The 20,658-nt window shown below is 37.7% G+C and carries 23 protein-coding genes; 11 read left to right on the top strand and 12 right to left on the bottom strand.

What is annotated here, in order from left to right:
* Window positions 1-39: 39 nt before the first annotated feature.
* From LS69_RS10350 to LS69_RS03330, 4 genes are all read left to right on the top strand, one after another.
* On the top strand, window positions 40-192 hold the full coding sequence (locus tag LS69_RS10350) for a hypothetical protein (RefSeq protein WP_194145393.1): 153 nt from the start codon (window positions 40-42) through the stop codon (window positions 190-192).
* Window positions 193-323: 131 nt separating this feature from the next.
* Window positions 324-2,279: a PBP1A family penicillin-binding protein gene (locus LS69_RS03340; protein WP_238699112.1), complete on the top strand. Its 1,956-nt coding sequence runs from the start codon at window positions 324-326 to the stop codon at window positions 2,277-2,279.
* Window positions 2,280-2,312: 33 nt separating this feature from the next.
* Window positions 2,313-4,016 (top strand): ABC transporter ATP-binding protein, encoded by a 1,704-nt coding sequence (locus LS69_RS03335; RefSeq protein ID WP_138122091.1) that lies wholly within the window; start codon window positions 2,313-2,315, stop codon window positions 4,014-4,016.
* A 54-nt stretch (window positions 4,017-4,070) separates the two neighbouring features.
* Window positions 4,071-5,030, top strand: a complete 960-nt coding sequence (locus LS69_RS03330; protein ID WP_138122089.1) for a chemotaxis protein — start codon at window positions 4,071-4,073, stop codon at window positions 5,028-5,030.
* Window positions 5,031-5,119: 89 nt separating this feature from the next.
* Here the strand turns inward: LS69_RS03330 and LS69_RS03325 are convergent, their stop codons facing one another.
* A complete protein-coding gene (locus LS69_RS03325) occupies window positions 5,120-6,205 on the bottom strand; it encodes an ATP-binding protein (protein ID WP_138122087.1) in 1,086 nt (361 codons plus the stop codon).
* Between the two features lie 135 nt (window positions 6,206-6,340).
* Between LS69_RS03325 and LS69_RS03320 the strand changes: the two genes are divergently transcribed.
* Genes LS69_RS03320 through LS69_RS10345 form a run of 3 tightly spaced genes read left to right on the top strand, consistent with a single transcriptional unit; the run spans window position 6,341 to window position 8,502 of the window.
* Window positions 6,341-7,006, top strand: a complete 666-nt coding sequence (locus LS69_RS03320) for a response regulator transcription factor (protein WP_138122085.1) — start codon at window positions 6,341-6,343, stop codon at window positions 7,004-7,006.
* Between the two features lie 6 nt (window positions 7,007-7,012).
* The gene (locus LS69_RS03315) at window positions 7,013-8,320 is read left to right on the top strand and encodes a HAMP domain-containing sensor histidine kinase (RefSeq protein ID WP_138122083.1); all 1,308 of its coding nucleotides are present in this window, start codon (window positions 7,013-7,015) and stop codon (window positions 8,318-8,320) included.
* A 17-nt stretch (window positions 8,321-8,337) separates the two neighbouring features.
* Window positions 8,338-8,502, top strand: a complete 165-nt coding sequence (locus LS69_RS10345) for a hypothetical protein (RefSeq protein WP_194145392.1) — start codon at window positions 8,338-8,340, stop codon at window positions 8,500-8,502.
* Window positions 8,503-8,513: 11 nt separating this feature from the next.
* Here LS69_RS10345 and LS69_RS03310 read toward each other — a convergent pair whose 3' ends face one another.
* From LS69_RS03310 to LS69_RS03260, 11 genes are all read right to left on the bottom strand, one after another.
* Window positions 8,514-9,779 (bottom strand): 3-isopropylmalate dehydratase large subunit, encoded by a 1,266-nt coding sequence (locus tag LS69_RS03310; RefSeq protein ID WP_138122081.1) that lies wholly within the window; start codon window positions 9,777-9,779, stop codon window positions 8,514-8,516.
* A gap of 18 nt (window positions 9,780-9,797) precedes the next feature.
* Window positions 9,798-10,406, bottom strand: coding sequence for an ATP phosphoribosyltransferase (gene hisG / locus LS69_RS03305; protein ID WP_138122079.1), 609 nt, complete (start codon window positions 10,404-10,406; stop codon window positions 9,798-9,800).
* Complete coding sequence (locus LS69_RS03300) at window positions 10,403-11,041, bottom strand: type III pantothenate kinase (protein ID WP_138122077.1); 639 nt, start codon at window positions 11,039-11,041, stop codon at window positions 10,403-10,405. The genes hisG and LS69_RS03300 overlap by 4 nt, the downstream gene beginning before the upstream one ends.
* 10 nt (window positions 11,042-11,051) lie before the next feature.
* The gene (locus LS69_RS03295; protein ID WP_138122075.1) at window positions 11,052-12,074 is read right to left on the bottom strand and encodes a hypothetical protein; all 1,023 of its coding nucleotides are present in this window, start codon (window positions 12,072-12,074) and stop codon (window positions 11,052-11,054) included.
* Window positions 12,064-12,654 carry a tetratricopeptide repeat protein gene (locus LS69_RS03290; protein ID WP_138122073.1) on the bottom strand — a complete coding sequence of 197 codons (591 nt, stop codon included), beginning with the start codon at window positions 12,652-12,654 and terminating at the stop codon, window positions 12,064-12,066. Before LS69_RS03290 ends, LS69_RS03295 begins: the two co-directional genes overlap by 11 nt.
* Window positions 12,655-12,682: 28 nt before the next feature.
* Window positions 12,683-13,114, bottom strand: a complete 432-nt coding sequence (dut, locus tag LS69_RS03285) for a dUTP diphosphatase (protein WP_138122071.1) — start codon at window positions 13,112-13,114, stop codon at window positions 12,683-12,685.
* Between the two features lie 9 nt (window positions 13,115-13,123).
* On the bottom strand, window positions 13,124-13,603 hold the full coding sequence (gene greA, locus LS69_RS03280; RefSeq protein WP_194145391.1) for a transcription elongation factor GreA: 480 nt from the start codon (window positions 13,601-13,603) through the stop codon (window positions 13,124-13,126).
* 63 nt (window positions 13,604-13,666) lie between these two features.
* The gene (gene lpxB, locus LS69_RS03275) at window positions 13,667-14,911 is read right to left on the bottom strand and encodes a lipid-A-disaccharide synthase (RefSeq protein ID WP_138122060.1); all 1,245 of its coding nucleotides are present in this window, start codon (window positions 14,909-14,911) and stop codon (window positions 13,667-13,669) included.
* 8 nt (window positions 14,912-14,919) lie between these two features.
* Complete coding sequence (locus LS69_RS03270) at window positions 14,920-15,684, bottom strand: hypothetical protein (protein ID WP_138122058.1); 765 nt, start codon at window positions 15,682-15,684, stop codon at window positions 14,920-14,922.
* Window positions 15,684-16,292, bottom strand: coding sequence for an NUDIX hydrolase (locus LS69_RS03265; protein WP_138122056.1), 609 nt, complete (start codon window positions 16,290-16,292; stop codon window positions 15,684-15,686). Before LS69_RS03265 ends, LS69_RS03270 begins: the two co-directional genes overlap by 1 nt.
* The gene (locus tag LS69_RS03260) at window positions 16,292-17,530 is read right to left on the bottom strand and encodes a peptidoglycan DD-metalloendopeptidase family protein (RefSeq protein WP_138122054.1); all 1,239 of its coding nucleotides are present in this window, start codon (window positions 17,528-17,530) and stop codon (window positions 16,292-16,294) included. The genes LS69_RS03265 and LS69_RS03260 overlap by 1 nt, the downstream gene beginning before the upstream one ends.
* Window positions 17,531-17,755: 225 nt before the next feature.
* Between LS69_RS03260 and LS69_RS03255 the strand changes: the two genes are divergently transcribed.
* From LS69_RS03255 to flgK, 4 genes are read left to right on the top strand one after another with little or no spacing between them, the layout of a single operon-like run.
* Window positions 17,756-17,950: a hypothetical protein gene (locus LS69_RS03255; protein WP_138122052.1), complete on the top strand. Its 195-nt coding sequence runs from the start codon at window positions 17,756-17,758 to the stop codon at window positions 17,948-17,950.
* A gap of 53 nt (window positions 17,951-18,003) precedes the next feature.
* Window positions 18,004-18,249 (top strand): flagellar biosynthesis anti-sigma factor FlgM, encoded by a 246-nt coding sequence (locus tag LS69_RS03250; protein WP_138122050.1) that lies wholly within the window; start codon window positions 18,004-18,006, stop codon window positions 18,247-18,249.
* Between the two features lie 29 nt (window positions 18,250-18,278).
* Complete coding sequence (locus LS69_RS03245; RefSeq protein ID WP_194145390.1) at window positions 18,279-18,734, top strand: hypothetical protein; 456 nt, start codon at window positions 18,279-18,281, stop codon at window positions 18,732-18,734.
* Between the two features lie 14 nt (window positions 18,735-18,748).
* Window positions 18,749-20,575: a flagellar hook-associated protein FlgK gene (gene flgK / locus LS69_RS03240; RefSeq protein WP_138122048.1), complete on the top strand. Its 1,827-nt coding sequence runs from the start codon at window positions 18,749-18,751 to the stop codon at window positions 20,573-20,575.
* Window positions 20,576-20,658 lie beyond the last annotated feature (83 nt).

The following is a 20,658-nucleotide window of genomic DNA, read 5'->3' as shown; positions in this document are numbered from 1 at the left end:
TAGCGTTTGCTCACACTTGCAAATTCATAATGTTGGACAATGGAAAGTTACCTACTGCGTTATTGCGAGAAGTCGTCTGACTTCGTGGCAATTCATAATGAAGAATCTCGCCTTAAGGATTCCATTTTAGAATCTTTTGATGTTTTGCATTATAGATTGCCACGAAAATTTTTCAAATTTGTGCAAGTATGAGCAAATTGCTACGCAATGTGCCTCGCAATGACAGGTTTGTTTTTTGTCATTGCAGGGAACAAAAAGCTAAACTTTAAAATTTCTATGCTAAAATCCAAAACTTTATTATTTGATTTGGATTTGAGTGATTGATGGGTTTTATAACAAGTTTTATTAAGATTTTTTTTAGAATTTCTATTGTTGTTGGGATTGTTCTTACGATTGGGATTGGAATCTTTGTTGTGCAAATTTATTCTGCAATTCGTAATGATACTGATAAAATCATTCATTATCAGCCACGCATTGCGACACAGATTTTTGATAGACAAGAACGATTGGTTGCGAATCTTTTTGACGAAGAGTTTAGATTCTACGCGTCTTTTGAAGAGATTCCACCGCGCATTGTAGAGGCTCTTTTGGCGATTGAAGATACTTTGTATTTTGAACACCCCGGCGTGAATATTGACGCCATCATACGCGCAATGCTAAAAAATATTAAAAATGCGCGTTATGCGGAGGGTGGAAGCACGATTACACAGCAGCTTATTAAGAATCTTGCTTTAACGCGTGAGAAAACAATTGAGCGCAAAATCAAAGAATTTCTGTTGGCATTGCGTTTAGAGACGATTCTAACTAAGGAAAAAATCTTAGAAATTTATTTAAACCATACTTATTTTGGGCATGGATTCTATGGAATCAAAACCGCCTCACTTGGATATTTCCGCAAAGATATGGAGGATTTAACGCTTAAAGAAATTGCGATGTTGGTTTCTTTGCCTCGCGCACCAAGTTTTTATGATCCCACCAAAAATTACGATTTTTCATTGGGAAGAGCCAATAATGTTTTGCAAAGAATGTATGAAATAGGTTGGATTTCTCAAGAAGTGCTAGAAGCGGGGTTAAGTGAGAAGCCAAAAGTCTATAACGATACTTTGACGAAAAATGTCGCTCCTTATGTTGTTGATGAAGTGCAGCGACAATTGGCGAGTTTGGAAGACCTCAAAACAGGGGGTTACAAGATTTATCTAAATATTGATTTGGATTATCAAGAGATTGCACAAGAGGCATTGTATTTTGGCTATGAACAAATCCTATCACGGCACAAAGATAACGAATCTCTAAAAGAAAAGCTTAATGGTGCTTTTGTGGTGCTAGAGAACAAAACAGGCAAGATTCTAGCACTTGTTGGGGGGGTGGATTATGAAAAGAGCAGTTTTTCTCGTGCCACACAAAGCAAAAGGCAAATCGGAAGTAGCGTGAAGCCTTTTTTGTATCTAAGTGCGATTAATTCGGGCTTGGCGCAGAATTATCAGATTCCTGATATTGCGCGGACTTATGAATACAAAGTAGGCAATGTGCGCAAAAAATGGCAACCTAAGAATTATGGGAGCAATTTAAGTGGCTTTATTTCGCTTAAATCTGCTTTGACAAAATCGCTCAATCTTGCCACGATTAATCTTGTCGAAGAAGTGGGATTTGATAGAATCTATAATGAGATTTTGGGATATGGTTTTGAAAGAGTGCCAAAGGATTTAACGATTTCTTTGGGGAGTTTTGGAGCTTCTCCGTTAGAAATGGCAAAAAACTTTATGGTTTTTTCTAATTATGGCAAAGTCATCACTCCAATGTTAGTGGATAGAATCGTGGATTCAAGAGGAGATATTGCCTATTTTAGTGGTGAAGAGCGTGAGCTAAGTAAGCCTAAGCAGAGTTTTTTGATTGTAGATATTTTGCGCAATGCTGTGAATGCAGGGACGGGCAAACGCGCTAAAGTGGAGGGGATTGAATTAGCAGGTAAAACAGGCACGACGAATGATAATGTAGATGCGTGGTTTTGTGGATTCTCACCCAGCATTGAAGCGATCGTTTGGTATGGCAAAGATGATAATACGCCTATGGGATATAGTGAGACGGGAGGAGTTGCTCCTGCACCTGCCTTTGCTTACTTTTTTGATAAAATCCTAAGTATTGATCCCGGATTGGAGCGCAAGTTTGTGATTCCAAAAGGTGTGCAAAGTCGCATAGTAGATGGTGAAAGGGTTTATTATACCGACGAATCGCCTATCAAATATCAGCCAAAAGTCAATCAAGATACGATTATTTTTTAGTTTTTAGAGAAAAATTAAAGCAAAAGGAATCCTTTGAAACAATTTTTTAAACGCCTATCTCCTTATATTAAACAGCATAAAATATACTTTTTTTACTCCATTGTTGGCACGATTCTCGTTGCGGCTGCGAGTGGAGCGAGTGCCTATCTCGTCAAGCCTGTTTTGGACGATATTTTTATCGCAAAAGATTTGGAATTGCTCCATATTTTGCCTTTTGCGATTACTTTAGCGTATTTTGCCAAAGGTTTGGGTGCGTATATCCAAAGCTATTTTATGAGTTTTGTGGGGCAAGACATTACGCGCCAAATCAAAGAAACGCTTTTGGATAAGTTTCTAACTTTTGAAATGGATTTTTTCAACCGCTACCGCAAAGGTGAGTTGTATTCTCGTATTTTAGGCGATGTTGGCGTCATACAAAATGCAGTTTCTAATTATATCGTTACAGGCATTAAAGAGTTTTTGACGATTCTAGCACTTGTGGGTGTGGTGATTTACCAAAGTCCAGAATTGGCATTTTATGGGCTTGTTGTGATGCCTTTGGCACTTTATCCTATCTCACGAATCGCAAAAAGTATGCGGAAAAATTCTAAAAAATTGCAAGAAAAAAGCGCGGATTTGTCCTCCAAACTTGCAGAGATTTTTAATAATATGGAGATTATTAAAGCAAGTGCGGGTGAGAAAATGGAGTGTAGGGAGTTTGCAGCCCAAAACAAAGAGATTTTTAAAATCACAATGAAAACCGTGAGGGTTTCCGAGCTTACCTCGCCTCTCATGGAGACTTTAGGAGCGATTGCGATTGCGATTGTTGTGATAGTTGGTGGGCATAAGGTGATTAGTGATGAGATTACTGCAGGTGCGTTTTTTTCTTTTACTACCGCGCTTTTTATGCTTTATACGCCCTTTAAAACCCTTAATAGTCTTTATAGTAAGGTGCAACAAGCCTTTGCCGCAAGTGATAGAATCTTTGAAATGCTAGACAGACGCGCCAAGATTGTAGATGGCGCAAAAGAATTAAAAGAAACAATCCAAAAAGTTGCTTTCAAAAATGTAGATTTGTTTTATCAAGAAGAACAGGCTTTGAATAATATCAACTTAGAGATTCGGCGCGGTGAGAGTATCGCGTTTGTCGGTAGTAGTGGTGGCGGGAAAAGTTCGTTAGTGAATTTGCTTTTGCGTCTTTATGATCCAAGTCATGGGGAAGTTTGCATTAATGATGAGAATATTCAGGATTTCACGCAAAAAAGTTTGCGTTCTAAAATCGCGATTGTAACGCAGAGAATTTTTATTTTTAATGATAGCATCGCTCAAAATATCGCTTATGGGAGCGAAATGAACGAAGAGAGGGTAAGGGCTGCTTTGGAAAAAGCAAGGATTTTGGAATATGTAGAATCTTTGCCCAATGGAATCCATACAATGCTAGAGGAATCAGGCGCGAATTTAAGCGGAGGTCAGCGTCAAAGAATCGCAATTGCCCGTGCGCTTTATAAGAATCCAGAAATTTTGATTTTAGATGAAGCGACAAGTGCGCTAGATAATAAAACCGAAGAAGAGTTCAGAGAGGCTTTGAAAGACTTGCTTGTCGGAAGAATCGTAATTATTATTGCGCATAGATTCTCCACGGTTTCACTAGCGCAAAAAATTTATTTTTTCCAAAAAGGCAGAATCATTGCAAATGGGACGCAAGAAGAATTGTTTGAAAAATGCGAATCCTTTAGAGAATATTACAAAAGTGTTTAAAACTTTATGTGCTTTATGTTATAATAAGAGAAATTTTAGATTTAAGGTTTGGAAATGTCAAATTTGTCCAATGTTGATCAAATAACCAATTTGCACAGAAATAATGAATTGCAGCTTTTGTGCTTTAGGCTTGAAAAAGATAAAGATTTGTATGCGGTCAATGTGTTTAAGATTCGTGAAGTTGTCAAATATCGTGGAGAAATCACCGTGGTTTCTCACGAGGGAAGCTCGCTTGTAGAGGGCTTGATTACGATTCGTGAGCTTACGATTCCTTTGATTGATTTGCGCAAGTGGTTTTATTATGATTCTCGTGATAAAACAAAGAATCTTGAACCTTATGCTATCACGCGTAACCCGGGCGATGATGAAGTGATTATGATATGCGAGTTTTCTAAATGGACGGTTGGAGTTAGAATCTATGAAGCGGATAGGATTTTAAATAAAAAATGGACAGAAATTGAGCAAAGTGCAGGGATTGGAAATTCGGGATTAAATAGCAAGTTGGTGAGTAGAACGCGTTATTTTGATGGGCGTTTGGTGCAGGTAGTGGATATTGAAAAAATGCTTGTTGATGTGTTCCCGTGGATTGAAACAGAAAAAAATGACGAAATGAATAAAATCAAACAAATCATCACAAGCAAGGAAGTTTTACTTGCAGATGATTCTCCAAGTGTAATTAAAACCATGCAAAATATTCTTAAAAAACTTGGTGTTGCTCATAAAACCTTTGTGAATGGGCAAAAGTTGCTAGATTATGTTTTTGCCGAGGGGACAGATGTTGCGAATATTGGAATTGTGATTACCGACTTAGAAATGCCTGAAGCAAGTGGATTTGAAGTCATTAAGCAAATCAAAGCGAATCCGCTGACTTCCAAGATTCCTGTTGTGGTCAATTCTTCAATGAGTGGGAGTAGCAACGAAGATATGGCGCGTTCTTTAAATGCTGATGAATTTATCTCTAAATCTAATCCGGTAGAAGTAGAAGATGCCCTAAGACGCTTTATGTTGAAATAACCCTTATGTTTGCTATTGCAAGAATCTCTTGTGATAGCAAATCACTATCCCACAAATTTAAATCAAAATATCCAATAAATTTAGTTCGTTTAAACCAAAGAATCCATTAAAGCAAATTCTTCAAAAGGTAGAATCTTATAAGGCATTCCTAAGTTTTCACCTGTTTTTTTGTGGTTTAATGAGAGGATTAAAAAAGAATCGCAAAACTCGCGTTCCTTCGTGATTTTGTGTAAGCGTTCCTCCAAGATAGAGCTTTGGATAAAAGGGGCGCAAAGAATCCCAAGCGAGAGATTAGGCAGATAGAAATCTAGTTTATCAGTGTAATAAACTTCTTCTTGGAAACGATAGAGTAATTCTAAAAAAATCATATTTTCAAACAATAGCCCGAAATTTCTTTGGTATGAAATTGTGTTTTTGAGTGTGAAATCCCAAAAATACAATTTTTTCGGCGCGGATTCGTGTTCAAATTTGGTAAGCCAAAAAAGCATTTTGCTCTCATTCAAAGCCTTGCAATACTCATAAAATCTATCTTTGGAGAGTTTGCCCTCTTTTTTGAGTTTGGTAAAGATTTGGTGGAGGGAGACTTTTTGTCCTAAATGCAAAATGAGGTTTTGCAGAATCCAAAAATTCGTAGAATCTCCCGCAAGGATTCTTAAAAAATCTCCTTTTTTATATTCGTTTAAGGATTCTGCTTCAAGGAGATTGCCAAACTTCAAATAGAGATTCAAGCTCTCATCAAGCGAGGTTTTATGGATTTTTGTAAATTCTTGGAAAATAATGGGAGGCATTTCAAATAAAGTATAAGCATTTAAGGCAAAGGGAAATTGCGAAATTATCGTAATTTGTGGCGTATTTGCAATGGAATCCAAAATGGTAATAGGAAAAACAGAGGGATTAAAATGATCTAAAATCAAAATATCAATGTCGTTTTCTTGCAAAAATTCAGGCAGAGATTCCAAGATTCTATAAGAGCAAAGGTGTGAATCCCTAAGATTGAGATACATTTTTTTGTATGGATTCCATTCGGTTTTTGCATAATAGCTTAGGACAGCTTCGGTTTTTCCGATTCCACTTGCTCCATATATGCAAGTTTTTTTGTCTAAATGCAAGGCAATATTGCGGTGAATTTTGCCAAAATGTTTAGGATAGGATTCTAATATTTTTTCTAATTCCATAGTTTTAGCCTCTTTAGTTTGAATCAAATTATAGCGCAACAAGGTTGAATCCGATGAAATTCCAAGAAAATTAACCTTAGCAAACAAGCAAAGAGAGCTTGGCTTGTGGTATAATCTACCTATAAAAGGAAAGAGATGAAAGCGAGAATTTTGCTACTTGAAGATGATATGGTGTTGCAAGAAATCATTGCCGAGTGCCTAGAAGAAGAGGGATATGAGGTTGTGTGTTGTAGTGATGGCGTGGAGGCGACGCACAAAGCTTATGAAGAAAATTTTGATATTTTATTGTTTGATGTGATGGTTACAGGACAAAGTGGCTTTGAATCCTTGCACACACTGCGCGAAAGTGGCAAGGAAACACCAGCGATTTTTATCACCGCTTTGGATTCTCTTAAAGACCTTGAAATTGGCTTTAAGAGCGGCTGTGATGATTATTTGCGCAAACCTTTTGAGCTTTCAGAATTGTTGCTTCGGGTGGAGGCGCAGTTAAAACGCGCGAAAAAATTAGAAGTTTTTGAGCTTGGAAATGGATATTGCTTTGATTGTGCGGAGGGGATTTTGTATCATCAAGGAGAAATCGTAGGGATTCCGGCAAAACAGAGAGAATTGCTAAAAATGCTATTGCAAAATAAGGGGCATTTTTTAAGTTTGGAGCGGATTTATTCAAAGCTTTGGGGTTACGATGAAACGCCAAGTGAGCTTAGTTTGCGCGTGTATATTAAGAATCTGCGTCAAATACTTGGCAAAGAAAATATCCTCACAAGGCGCGGTGAGGGATATTGCTACAAACCAACAAAGTAGCAAAGTATGGAAGCAAGACAAACAGCGTTAAAAATTTTGGCTTTGTATATTCTCACGAGTTGCGTGTTTTTGGGCATTGTTTTTTGGGGTTGGTATCGGCAAGAAAGGGTTGCGATTGTAGAATCCAAAGCGGTAACACTACGCGAAAATATGCACACACTGACAATTCATCTGCAAGAAAAGTTACAAACACAAGCTGATGATATGCAAAATCTCCTTTCGGAAGTTGCAGAGGAAATTCAGATTCCTTTTATGATTATCACACGCGAGGGGGAAGTGGTTTTTAGCGCACTTGATGAGAATCAAGAGGAGATAGAAAGGGTTTTTTATGCGCAAAAAGATTCTTTGAATTTTGGGCAAAATGATAGAGTGATTCTTGGAGATACGATGTATCTAATCACTCAACGCATAGGAGGGCGAATCTTTTGGGCTTTTTTGAATCAAAGATTGCAAGAAAATGAGAGTATGAAATCCACACAACATAGACACCACGATTTTAGGTATTCGCAAGGCAATTTTTATTTTGTGCTTTGTGCGAGTGGAATCCAAGCAGAGATTCATAAGCTTTGGGGATTGATGTTGGGGAGTTTTTTGCTAGTCTTAGCGGCGATTAGTGTGATTGCGTATTTTTTGGTATCACTTTCTTTGAATCCTTTGCGGACGAAGATTCAAGCCTTAAATGCGTTTATTAAGGATTCTACACACGAGATTAATACTCCTTTGAGCGCGATTTTAATGAGTATTGAGAGAATTAAGCCTGAGGAATTGACCGCTTCGCAATACAAAAAGTTTGAACGCATTGTGTTTGCTGCAAAAACGCTAGAGCAAATCTATCAAGATTTGTTGTTTTATAATTTTGAAGAAGCAAGAGAGCTAAAGCTTGAAAAAGTTGAAATGCCACGATTGGTAAAGGAGCGCGTTTCTTATTTTCAGCCATTTTTCAAAAAGAAAAAAATTGAGATTCTTGTCGCAATAGAATCAGAAAATGAGACAAAAACCAATCTTTTAGCGAATTATAGTCGGATTGCAAGAGTGGTGGATAATCTGCTGGATAATGCGTTAAAATACACTGCGGAGGGCGGGAAGATTCAAGTGCGATTGGGAGCGAAGAGCTTGAGTATCCAAGATAATGGTTGTGGAATCAAAAAAGAAAATTTAGATAAGATTTTTAAACGCTATTATCGTAGCAATTCCAATCAAGGCGGTTTTGGTATTGGACTTGCGCTTGTGAAGCAAATTTGCCAAATCTATAATCTTCAAATTACTTGCATGAGTGAAGAAGGCAAAGGTAGTGAGTTTGTTTTGAGTTGGTAGGAATCTTGGGGAGTTTTGTGCAAGATTCCAAAGAATGCAGGAGTTGCTTCCTTATCATCGTAGGGAAAGGGCTGAAGTTTGGGATTCTGATATTATTTTTAGATTCCGCACTTGGGGATTTCACGCTTTTTATAATGTGTAGTTGGAATCCCAAAACTCCAAATAATACGCAAATAGCGTAGTTTGGAATCCTCTAATTGCGTGGGTCGGCGATTTTTCCTATGATTGCACTTTTTGCAGCGACTGCGGAATTTGCAAGATAGACTTCAGAATTTCGCGCCCCCATTCTACCGACGAAATTACGATTCGTTGTAGAAACACATCTTTCTTTGTCTCCCAAAATCCCCATATATCCGCCAAGACACGCGCCACAGGTCGGGTTGGAGATGAGCGCACCAGCTTCTAATAAAATATCAATATAGCCTAATTTATGTGCCTCTTTGTAGATTTGTTGCGTTCCGGGAGTGATGATGAGGCGAACATCAGAATGCACTCTTTTGCCCTTTAGAATCTCACTTGCGATTTTTAAGTCGCTTAAGCGTCCATTGGTGCAACTTCCGATGAAAACTTGGTCAATCTTCAAATCATCACGCACCGCTTGAGAAATGCTTTTGCCATTGCTTGGAAGATAAGGATAGGCAACAACAGGTTCTAGGTTGCTCACATCAATTGTGATTGTGCGCGTGTAATGCGCATCTGCATCAGAGAAGAATTCTTTTGGCTTTGTGCGCAGACTTGGGCGACTTGCTAAAAATTCTCGCGTAATCAAATCGGGCGCGATGATTCCATTTTTTGCTCCTGCTTCGATTGCCATATTGCAAAGCGAGAATCTATCGTCCATGCTAAGGTGTGCGATTCCCTCTCCGCAAAATTCAAGTGTTTGATAGAGTGCGCCATCTACGCCGATTTGGCGGATAATCTCTAGGATTAAATCTTTGCCATAAATATGTTGTGCAGGTTTGCCGATAAATTCAACTTTGATTGCGCTAGGGACTTTAAACCAATTTTTGCCTGTAATCATCGCATAAGCCAAATCCGTGCTTCCTATCCCTGTGCTAAATGCTCCTAAAGCCCCGTGTGTGCAGGTGTGAGAATCTGCCCCAATAATCACATCTCCGCTGACAACCAAGCCTTTTTCGGGCAATAATGCGTGTTCAATCCCCATATCTTTTTCATCAAAGAAATATTTAAGCTGGTGCTTTTTGGCGAAATCACGACTGATTCGCGCTTGATTGGCACTTGCAATGTCTTTTGCAGGAATGAAGTGGTCCATAACAATGCAGAATCCATCGGGGTTTGCGAGTTTTTGCGCTCCACTTTCTTCATAAGCTTTAATAGAAAGTGGCGTTGTAATATCGTTGCCAATAATCATATCAATAGGAGAATCAACAATTTCTCCCGCATAAACAGCTTTGCCAACATGGTCTGAAAAGATTTTCTCTGTGATGGTTTGTCCCATTCTAACTCCTTTTTAAGATTAAACTTGCGTTTTGAAATAGTCTTGAATCTTTAGAATCTCTGATTTTTGGGCATAGAAACTATTAGGATTCGCAACTAAATAAGCACTAATTTCCATAATGATTTCATCAATTTTAAGATTGTTTTGGCGCATAGTATCTCCGGTTTCTACCAAATCCACAATCGCATCTGCCATTCCCACGAGCGGGGCTAATTCAATAGAGCCATAAAGCTTTATGATTTCTACGCTAATGGCTTTTTGAGCAAAGAAGTTTTTGGTGATATTAACCATTTTTGTTGCGATTTTTAAATGAGGATTAGAAAAATCCAGCGTGTAGTGGTTTGGAGAGCCGATTGCAACTTTGCATTTGCCAAATCCCAAATCCAACAAACGCACGAGCGAACTTTGTTGCTCCTCTAAAACATCTAATCCAACCACGCCAATATCCGCTGCTCCGCGTTCTACATAGGCGGGAACATCTTGATTGCGCACGAGCATAAATTCAAAATCGTTTTTTGTTAAAATCAGTTTGCGGTCTTCAAAATGCAAGGATTCGCCGATGAAATTTTCAAAAATCTTGAGTGTTTTTTCTGCGATTCTGCCTTTTGGCAATGCGACTTTTATCATACATAAATTCCTTGCGAAGTGAAGTTTTCGTTAATGGCTTTTTGCATTCCTTTAAAAACTAGCAAATCATCATAGAAGCAATCTTTAAAGAATCTTGAGAGAAATTTGCCATCTCCACCGGTGAAATGAATTTTTTTGTTTTTGGAAGTGTTTTGCAGCATTAAGATGATGGATTTTAGCATACCATAACTCACAGCATCACGCGTGTTTTGTGGAAAAGTATCCAAATCTACTCCTAAATTCATTTCACAATCTAGCACAGAAATGCTACCGAACATTTTGCGATATTGTGCGATTCCGGGCATGATGAATCCTCCTAAGTGAATGCCTTGGTGCATTACATCTATTGTAAGCGCACTTCCGGCATCTACAATTACGCCATCATTGATTGCCTTACAAGCCGCGATTCTATCAACCCCTAAGCCTTTGTAGTTTGTGTCAATATTGATATAAGGCGTCAAATCAAAACAGCGAGGGTGCGCATAAAGTAGCGCGTTAGTGGAATCCTCATTGACGCTAATATACATAATGAGTTCTTTGGAATCTTTAGGCGTTAATTTGTGCTTCTCTTCTTTCCAAATTCTGCCGCGATAATAAAAATGCAAAAAAGTATTGCCAATATCACAGAGAATCATTTATTTCCCTCTATTCCACTTTTAAGATTCTATTGCCAATAAAAATTTGACGCATACCCGAAAATGTAGGAGAAGTAATTGCATCAGGCAAAGCGAAAATTGCACTGCTTTGCAATTCATCATCTAATGCAATCAAGTAGCCTTGTGTCTCTAAAATCACGATATTTCTCCCATGATTTGCTGCGGTGAAATGCGCGAAAGGAAATTTAACTCTTTTCTTTTCGTTCAAATCTTGGTCTGTTAAAATCACTTCTCCCTCATTGGTAAAAATAAAGATTCTATCTTCAAAGAAAAGAATGTCTTTGACATTCGCATTAAAAGTGCTAATCACATTTGGACTGACTGAAATAATGCGCTTGGGAGTGGCTGCAACCATACGATTGCCAATCGCCTCTAAGAAAATAACATTGTTGAAATATTTATCGCCATTAACAACAATATTACGAATCATTTGCATATTATTTTTATCTACAATCACGAGCTTCCCATCTAATGTTGGCACAATCACAATATCACTTAAAAAGTAAGGCGCAGCAATCAAAGTATTGTTTGTGGGGGCTAGAGTGCTGTCTTGCTTGTAAGTAACGCGACCTTGGTTTAAATCATACAATACAAAGGAATTATCATCAAAGATAATCGCAATCAATGCCCCATTCATAGATGCGCTAATGGGAGTATTGTCAAAGGAAATTGAAGTTTGCGTGTTGCTTTCTTTATCAATCAATAAAAGGGTTTGGTAAGCACCTGCAAGATAATAATCTTCTGTTTGATTGAGATATTGTGTGTTTTGTGGCAAATAAACATCAGGAATCTCGGAATATTTTGTGATGAATTGCCCGTTTTTTAGGGTTGCTCCATCGCGCAATATAGAGACGATAGGGGAGGGAAGGGAACTACTAAAGGAGACTTTACCTTTAATCTCTTCAGCTTTTGGTTCAAAGTAATATTTGGAGCCACAACTGCTTAATATTAAAGCAAATAATAAAAAGCAAAGTAGTGAAGTGATAGTTTTTTTCAAAGAGTTATTGGGCATTTTTGACTCCTTGAATGCTTAGATGTTCTAATGCGTTGGCAAAATCTCTAACGGAAGAATCGTTTTGGATTTTGGACAAAATCACCTTAGCTTCTTGAATCTTACCTGCTTGAATCTCCAAAAATGCGGCTTGCAAATAACCAAAATCGCCAGAAACCTGCGAATCAAGAGTGCTTAAGTCGTGGTTTAAAGATGCATTTTGTGCTTTTGCAAATTGGGCAATCACAGGGTCTTTGGAAGATTCCAAAGCCTTTAACTCTTCTAAATTGTTTCCTTTAAGTGCATTTTGGAAAAGATATAAGTCATAAAGTCGGCTTTTAGAATCTTTGAGGAGGGCAATCGCCTCTTCATCGCCTTTTAGCGATTCTGTATAGAGGGCGGAAATTTCTTGTTGCTTCTTTTCTTGGTAATAATTGTTGCCCATATAGCCTAGAGATAATAGGACGATTCCAACTGCTAAGGCAATCAAAGGAATCTTATAACGCTTAAACCAGCCTTCAAAGCGGATAAGCCCCTCTAACATTTTTTCATCATTGCTCATTTCTTCTTTGATAAAATCTACATTTTGTTTTAAGCTCAAAGTTTCTCCTTAAAATTTTGGGGATAATTTATTTTCCGGTGCTTCCAAAGCCACTTTCGCCGCGCTTGGTTGTATCAAGGGCTTTGACGATTTTAATTTTTGCTTGTTTGATTTTACAAAGCACGGCTTGTGCGATTCTATCTCCAGCGTTGATTGTGAAATCCTCTTCGCCTAAATTAATAACGATGATTTTGATTTCTCCGCGATAGTCTGAATCAATCGTGCCGGGAGAGTTTAGCAGGGTAATGCCGTGCTTTAACGCCAATCCGCTTCTTGGACGCAGCTGCACTTCGTAGTTTTTAGGGAAGCTGAAGCTAAGCCCTGTTGGAATCAATGCCCATTTGCCTTTTTTTACCAATTTCCCTTCACTTGCGCAAAGGTCAAATCCCGCAGCTTCCTTGCTTTGGTATTGTGGAATCACTGCGTTGGGAATGAGTTTTTTTATCTTAAGTGTCGCCATAGAATCTCCCTAAAACTGAATGGGTTTATAGAGAATCTCTAAAATTTCATAATCCACGCGCCCTTTTGGTAGGGTTACACCGACTTCATCGCCTGTAACTTTACCCAAAAGCTGTTTGGCTAAGGGAGAATGATAGGAAATCAAGCCTTTTTCGGGATTGCTTTCTGTCGCACCGACAATCGTGTAAGTGAAAGTTTCTCCACTATCTAAATCTTCTAATTTGATGGTTGAACCAAAACTAACTTTAGTGTGTTCTAAACTTGCAGGGTCAATCACGCGCGCGTCTGCAACAAGCTGTGTAAGCTCATTAATCCGCGCATCTAAAAATAGCTGACGCTCTCTTGCCGCGTGGTATTCCGCATTTTCTTTCAAGTCGCCATGTTCTCGCGCGGTGTCAATTTCAATAATATTCTTCGGTCGTTCAACTTCTTTGAGATTCTTTAGTTCGGAAATCAACTTATCATAACCATATTTGGTCATAGGTTCCATAAATGCCCTTTAGATAAAATAATTTGATATAGTAAGAAAAAGAGTGTTAAAAAGCCCTTTATTTTATAAATTTTTTGCGAAATTTTTTATTTTTTTCGCGCAAGATTCCGCACTTCCATATGCAAGATATTCAAGAAGAATCTTTTTTTGTTCAAAAAAATGCGCATAATCAAAATGCAAATAGGCATTTTTTAGGTTTTTTACATTGGCATCTTTTTGCAAAAATTCAGGGTGAATTGGGAAATTAGAGGGATTTGGATTCTTCTTTGGCGTTTTAAAGAGATGAAATTCTAGAAAAATATTTGCCAAACCAATATAATTTAGCTTCACTAAGGCTTTGGCGATCCAATAATCTAATAATTTTGCCTTATAAGCTAAGATAGTCGGAATCCCAAGAAGTGTGGATTCTAAAGTCGCTGTGCCGCTACATACGAAAGCAAACTCACTTTTCTTTAATCCCGCATAAGTATCAAAGGAAATTTCAAATGCGCAAATATCTCCATAGATTGCGCTTAAATCCTGCTTTTCAAAGGCTTTTGGAATGATTAAAATCGCGTTTTTACCCTGTGATTTCAAATCTTTTGCAAGTTGGTTGAAAATCGGAAAAAGTGCGCGGATTTCACTTTTGCGAGAACCCGGCAAAAAAGCGATATTTTGTGTTTTTTGTGGAGAATCAAAAGAATAAGGAATCGCATCAAGCAAGGGGTGTCCCACATAAGTTATGGTGGAAGTTTTGGGATAAAATGTAGCTTCAAAAGGCAAAATCCCCCACAATTCATCGCAAATTTCACTTAAAATTTGTGCGCGTTTAGGTTTCCAAGCCCAAACTTGCGGCAAAATATAATAAACAATACGCGGTTTTTTGAATGGTTGTGTTTGGGAGGAAAGTTTGCGGATTGATTGAATTAAAGGAATATTAAACGATGAGGAATCCATAAATAAAGCCATATCGCATTGGAGGGCGATTTGGGCAAGTTTGGCTTTGAGCTTGAAAAAAGTCGGAATCAGCTTCAAAATCCCAACAAAACCCATAATGCGGAAAGATTCGGGATTATAAATGTTTTGTGAAAAGTAAGTATAATTCATAGAGGTTGTTTTGTTGGAATCTTGAGAGGAATCTAGGGTGTTGGCTTCTGTTTGGTTTGCTATCTCGGGGATTTTTCCTAAAATCTGTTGCAATAATGTGCTATCAAAGATTCCATAAAGGATAAAGGGAGTTTGGGATTGTTGCAGGGATTTTAGCAAGTTGGCTAGATGAATGTTTGCGGAATATTCTATGGCAGAGACAAAAAGTTTTAATGTTTTCATAAAGCGTTTTAAGAGGCTTGATTGGGGCTTTGTGGAATCGCATAGGAATCTTTTGGGTTTTCTGCTAAAGATTCTTGCAAACTTTCTTTGGAATCTAAATCTTGGCTTTCTTTAAGGAATTCTAGGTCTTGGATTTCATCTAACATTTTTTGGGGTTTTGTTAAATTGTTTTGTGGGTTGTGGATTTGGGATTCTAGTTTTGAGCTTTCTAAATCAAGTATTTTGAGCTTGGAATGGATTTGGGTGAGCAAATCAAAAAGCATTTCTGCGGATTCTAATAACACATAATTTTTTGCTGGATTTGCAAGTAATCTTTGGTGTTTTTGGTAGGAGACTTCTAGCTTTTCTAAAGCTTTAGGACGCACGAAAGAATCATTTTGTAAGAGTTCCTCTGCAGATTTTAGAATCTTTTTGAGGCTTTGACATTGCGTTTGTAGTGCTTCAAAGTCTATTTCTTTGGGGTTTAGCTTGGAGTTTGGAGCGGAATCTTGTTGAGGATTTAGGGAATTTAATTGCTGTTCTTTAGCAGAGATTGCATTTTGCAAGGTTTTGTTTTTTTCTTCTAATTCCTTGTTTTCGGCGAGTAAGAGGGCGTTTTTGGCTGAAATTTCGTTAAAAGATTCCATTAAAGATTCTTTGTCTTTTTTAAGAGCGTCAAATTCTTCGTTGAAATTCTTTTTTTCTTGTTCAAAAATCGTGTAGATTTGCCAAGATTCCTTAATCTCATCAAGCTTTTTAGTGAGTTCTTTGAGCGCGGAATAGTTATTTTGCATTAGGAATCCTTGAAATTTCTAAAAAACCAAAGGAATGCAAACATAACGCCTGAAGTTTTGGGATAAGATTCGTCCAATATGAAATTATAAGCCTCTTTGCGTGGGATAAAAACGACTTCAATATTTTCGTCTTCTACGCCACCCCCTTGATTTTGGCGGTAGGATTCATCAAGTGTTGCAAAAAACAGCGTTTGCTTACTTCCAGCAAAACCAACGGAGCTATAAAATTCTGTGATTTTTTGGATATTTTCTAATGGAATCGCATAGCCACATTCTTCTAAAACTTCCTCTTGGGCGATTTCTTGAAGCGATTTCCCCTTTTTGTCTGTGATTCCAGCGCAAAGTTCAAAGGTATAACCGGATTCTACTTTTAAGTTTGCAGTTTTGCGGATACTTTCTTTGAGATAGACGGCGGGGCGGAATTGTTTAACCATCACAAAGGAATCTTTTGTTTTATGGTAGAGTAGAATCGCTACACTATCGTGCGCTTCAATAATATCCCAACTACGCTCCTTGCCATTTTCGCAAAAAAGCATACGCTTAGGTTTGATGTATTTTGAATCTTCGCAACTACAAAAACGAATATTAGAAATCTCTTTTGCTAACATTAGTTTAAATTTTCATTTTCCGTATTGAGATAAACGATATAGCCATTTTGCATTTTCTTAAAAGGAGTTTGGTTTTCTATGCCTTGTGCCAAAGCAGTATTGAGAGCTTTTTGATAGGCTTTTGCGTTTGCCAAGAATCCTTCTTTTTCTTTGCCTTGAAGCTTGGCGTGGGCAATTTTTAGATGTTTGACAGGATTTACTGCATTGCCATTTTTGTAAAGTCCAAAATGTAAATGTGGTCCCGTGCTAAGCCCTGTGCTGCCGACCGTTCCGATTTGCTTCCCTTGCGCGACTTGAACGCCTACGCGGATTTTGCTATCAATTTTTTGCATATGTGCATAAAGGGTTTTATAGCCGTTTTCGTGCTGGATAATCACGGTCTTGCCATAGCCACCTTTTGTGCCCGCGAAGATGACTTTACCTTGTCCTGCGGCGCGAATAGGAGTGTGGCGCGGTGCAGCATAATCTGTGCCTAGATGAGGGCGTTTATAGCCTAGAATCGGGTGTTTTCGTCCCATTGAAAAATGAGAAGAAATGCGCTTGTAATTTAGAGGAACGGTGAGCAAGTATTTGCTTAGATTGTTGCCTTTTAAGTCGTAAAATTGCCCATCTTCGTGGCGGACAACATATTGGTTACGATTGCCGACATTTAAAATAGAAGCCTTGATATTGGGCGAACCAAAATTTTTGCCTAAGCGATATTTTCGCTCATAAATGATTGCCAACTTGTCGTTTTTGCGCACTTCACGGCGGAAATTCACACTTCCTTTGTAGGCTTGGATAAAGTCGTTTGCCAAAAACTTATCGCCTGTTAATTTTGTAATATCATTATAAAGGGAATTTTCAACAGAAAGCGCAATTGTTCGTTCTTCTGTGAAATAGGATACAGGAATCGCGCGCATACCATAGGAATCACCTTGTTTGAAGATATGCAATTGGGAGTTTTCATTAATAGGAATCAATGCTTGAAGCAAAGTAGAATCTTCATAAAGTGTATAAAAAGTGCTACCACTGATGATTTCATCGGCAAGTTCTTTGTCTTCTTGGGGTAAATCATAATAAACCCTTAAAGGAATCTTGTTTTTTTCAAAAAAGGTTAGAAGTGTTTGTCCTTGCTCCCATTGGGATTCTTGAATGTTTGCGGCATTTGCTCCAATGAAACTAAAGAGATTAAAAATACAAAAAAATTTTAAAGAATTTTTGAGAAAATTGCATTGAATAAAATTAAAAAGCCGCATTGATGAATCCTTTGTTTAAGAAATATTTAATTGCTGAAAATTTAGAGAAATTGGATTATAGCACAAAAAGCGCAGTTTGTTGCAAATTTGATGGGAAAATATAAAAAAATTTTAAATTTTTGTTTAACAAATAAACAAATAAAATTCTGATATACTTCACTAAGAAATTAGAAAGCATTATTTAAAAACGGGTGAAAATGAGTTTTGGCTTTCAAAGGAACGAAAATGAAAGATTGGTTTGTGCCATCAATGGGATTTGGACTTTTTATTTACTTTATGCTTTTTGTGATTTTATATACCATTAAAATCGGCGGTCCTGATGTTCCATTGTATGGTGATAGCCAACCAATCGCCCCACCTAAGGACGCCAATGAGAAATTTTTGCAAGATATTTCAAAAAGTATTAGAAAATCATTTTAGTTTTTTGAAAAATAGCCGATATTAGTGGAAAGATTTTTTACAAAGGAGAGAAAATGATTAGCCATTTGATGAGTAATTCGGCTTTTTCAAGTGTTATTAATCAGACGAATAATAAAAATACTTCACAGATTAATAATGCCAAAGAAGAATCCATTAATCAAAAGCCTCAAACAGAAAAAAGCGCAAAAGCTTCTTCTGATAGTAGATTAGATGAAATCAAAGCTGCGATTCAAGGGGGGACTTATAAATTAGATTTAAGGGGGAGTGCTGAAAAGTTGGCACAAGAATTGCTTAGATAAGAGGTAAGTCTATTTTTAGGAGTTATCTCATGTCTTTGCAGTTCTTAAAAGATGCTTTAGAGGATATTAAAGCACTCATTGCAATTACAGAACAAGATATTGCGGATATTAAAATCGCAAACAATGAAGCTATTTTTGCAAGGATTCCGCAAAAAGAGGAATTAACCGCATCTTTCATCAAGAAAAAAGAAGCCTACGCTAAGAGTATTGAAGAGCGTTTGCGCAAGGAATATCCCAATGCGACTTTAGAGGATTTGACTTATGAAGATAAGCAACATCTGCTAGGCGAGGGTGCGAGTGAATGCACTGCAGAACTTCACGATCAATTAGAAATCTTAAAGAATCTTAACTATCGTTTTGGCAAAATGTCCTTAGCTGTTTCGGAGTTTTATGGCTCACTTTTGAGCAAGATTGTTCCTGTTGAAGAGCATGGCTACAAGAAACAATCTCTAGGTAATGCTTCGTTTTTACACACTGAAGTGTAGAGGGGAGGAATATTATGGGTGGATTACTTTCATCACTTAATACTCCTTATACAGGATTGACGGGTCATCAAGTAATGGTGGATACCACGAGCAATAACATTGCCAATGCGAATAATGAGTTTTATTCTAGGCAAGTGGTTAGAAGCGCGGCAGAAACTCCGCTTTGGAAGCAAAACTATGCCTTAGGGCAAGGTCTTGATATTATGACCGTGGAACGCGTGCATGATGAATATAGCTTTATGCGTTACAAAAAAGCAGCTTCAGAGAAAACCTACTACGATACAAGTTTTGCAGGACTTCGGGAGGCTTCTTCTTATTACCCTGAAATTGACGGAGTAGGGATTTATAATGATTTGCAGAATTACTTTAATGCTTGGAAAGATTTATCTACTAAAGCGGGAGATCCAGCACAAAAGATTGCGTTAGCAGAACAAGCAAACACGCTTTCTAAAAACATTCAAGAAACGCGTAATTCTCTAGTTTATCTGCAACAACGATTGAATGATGAAGTCAAAGTCGCCGTTGAGGAGGTGAATCGTCTTGCAGAGCAAATCGCGACAATCAATAAGCAAATCAATGAGTATGAAAATCAAGATTTATACCGAAAAGCAAATGATTTGCGTGATTTGCGTGATCAATATGAGTTTGAAATTAATAATCTTATTGGTTGCGATGTATTTAAAGAAGAAGTCAAGGGAAGTGCGTGTGTCAATAAAAACATTGCAGATTTTGATGAAGATTATCATTTGACAATCGGCGGTAGGTCTATCGTAGATGGAGTTTCTTTTCACCCATTAACATTGGATAATTCCCAAAATGAAAGTGGAATCTATACGATTAAATATTTGCGTAGAGATCATAAAGAATATAATCTAACGAATGTTTTGAATGAGGGAAAAGTAGGGGCATTGTTGGATTTGATTCGCACAGAAGAGGTTTTCACTTGTCAGGGAACTTTGGGAAAATTGCAAGTATATATTAATGATTTGGATACTTTTGCAAATGGAATCATTGAAGCGACAAACAATATCTATGCCCAATGCTCACAACTTGGCGCAAGAAGCGATAAGCTTTATATCAATACGCAAGATGCGCTAACAACAAGTGGCTATAATGTGCGTGAGGGAAGTTTCAAAGTTGTAATGTATGACAAGCAAGGCAATGAGCTTGGTGCGCGTGAAGTCAAAATAGACAATCTTACCAATATGCAAAGCATTATTGACCAATTGAATGCCAATGTTGATGATAACGAAGATGGTAATGCTTTGAATGATTTTGATGATAGATTCCAAGCGACCTATAATAACGATACGAAAACTTTTGCAATCACTTCAAAGAATCCTTCGGAGGAAATTTATATCTCCATTCAAGATAATGGCACAAATTTCGCAGGTGCGTTTGGGGTGAATCGGTTTTTTGACGGGAATGATGCGAGCAATATTGAATTAGCAAGGGCTTATCGTGATGACCCGACTTTGATTCGCGCTTATCGTGAAGCCGTAGATGGGAACTTTGAAGTAGCAAATATGATGCAGCAACTCCAATACGATAAAATCACCTTTACGGATTATGATGGCGAACAGCGTAGCGAAACCATTAGCGGGTATTTTCGCTATATCGCAAGTAAGGTTGCTTCACAAACAGAGGGAACGCAAATCACACAAGAAACCAAAGAAGCAGTGTATAACTCCACCAAAAAGGAATACAAGACAATCTCTGAAGTCTCCATAGACGATGAATTGGTGAATCTCATTAAGTTTCAAACCGGTTATAGCGCGAACGCTAAAATGATCTCTGCTATTGATGAGATGATAACCACGCTACTAGGGATTAAGCAATAATAGGGAAGTATGGCGATTTTAAAATAAATTAAAGAGATTTCTTTTATAATGCTGCGCGGATTTTATCGTGTAAAGGAGTAGTT

Origin of the sequence: Helicobacter sp. MIT 05-5294 (genome assembly GCF_000765675.1) — a bacterium.
In the GTDB taxonomy this organism is placed as follows: Bacteria; Campylobacterota; Campylobacteria; order Campylobacterales; family Helicobacteraceae; genus Helicobacter_D.
This window is presented reverse-complemented; position numbering and strand designations above follow the sequence as displayed.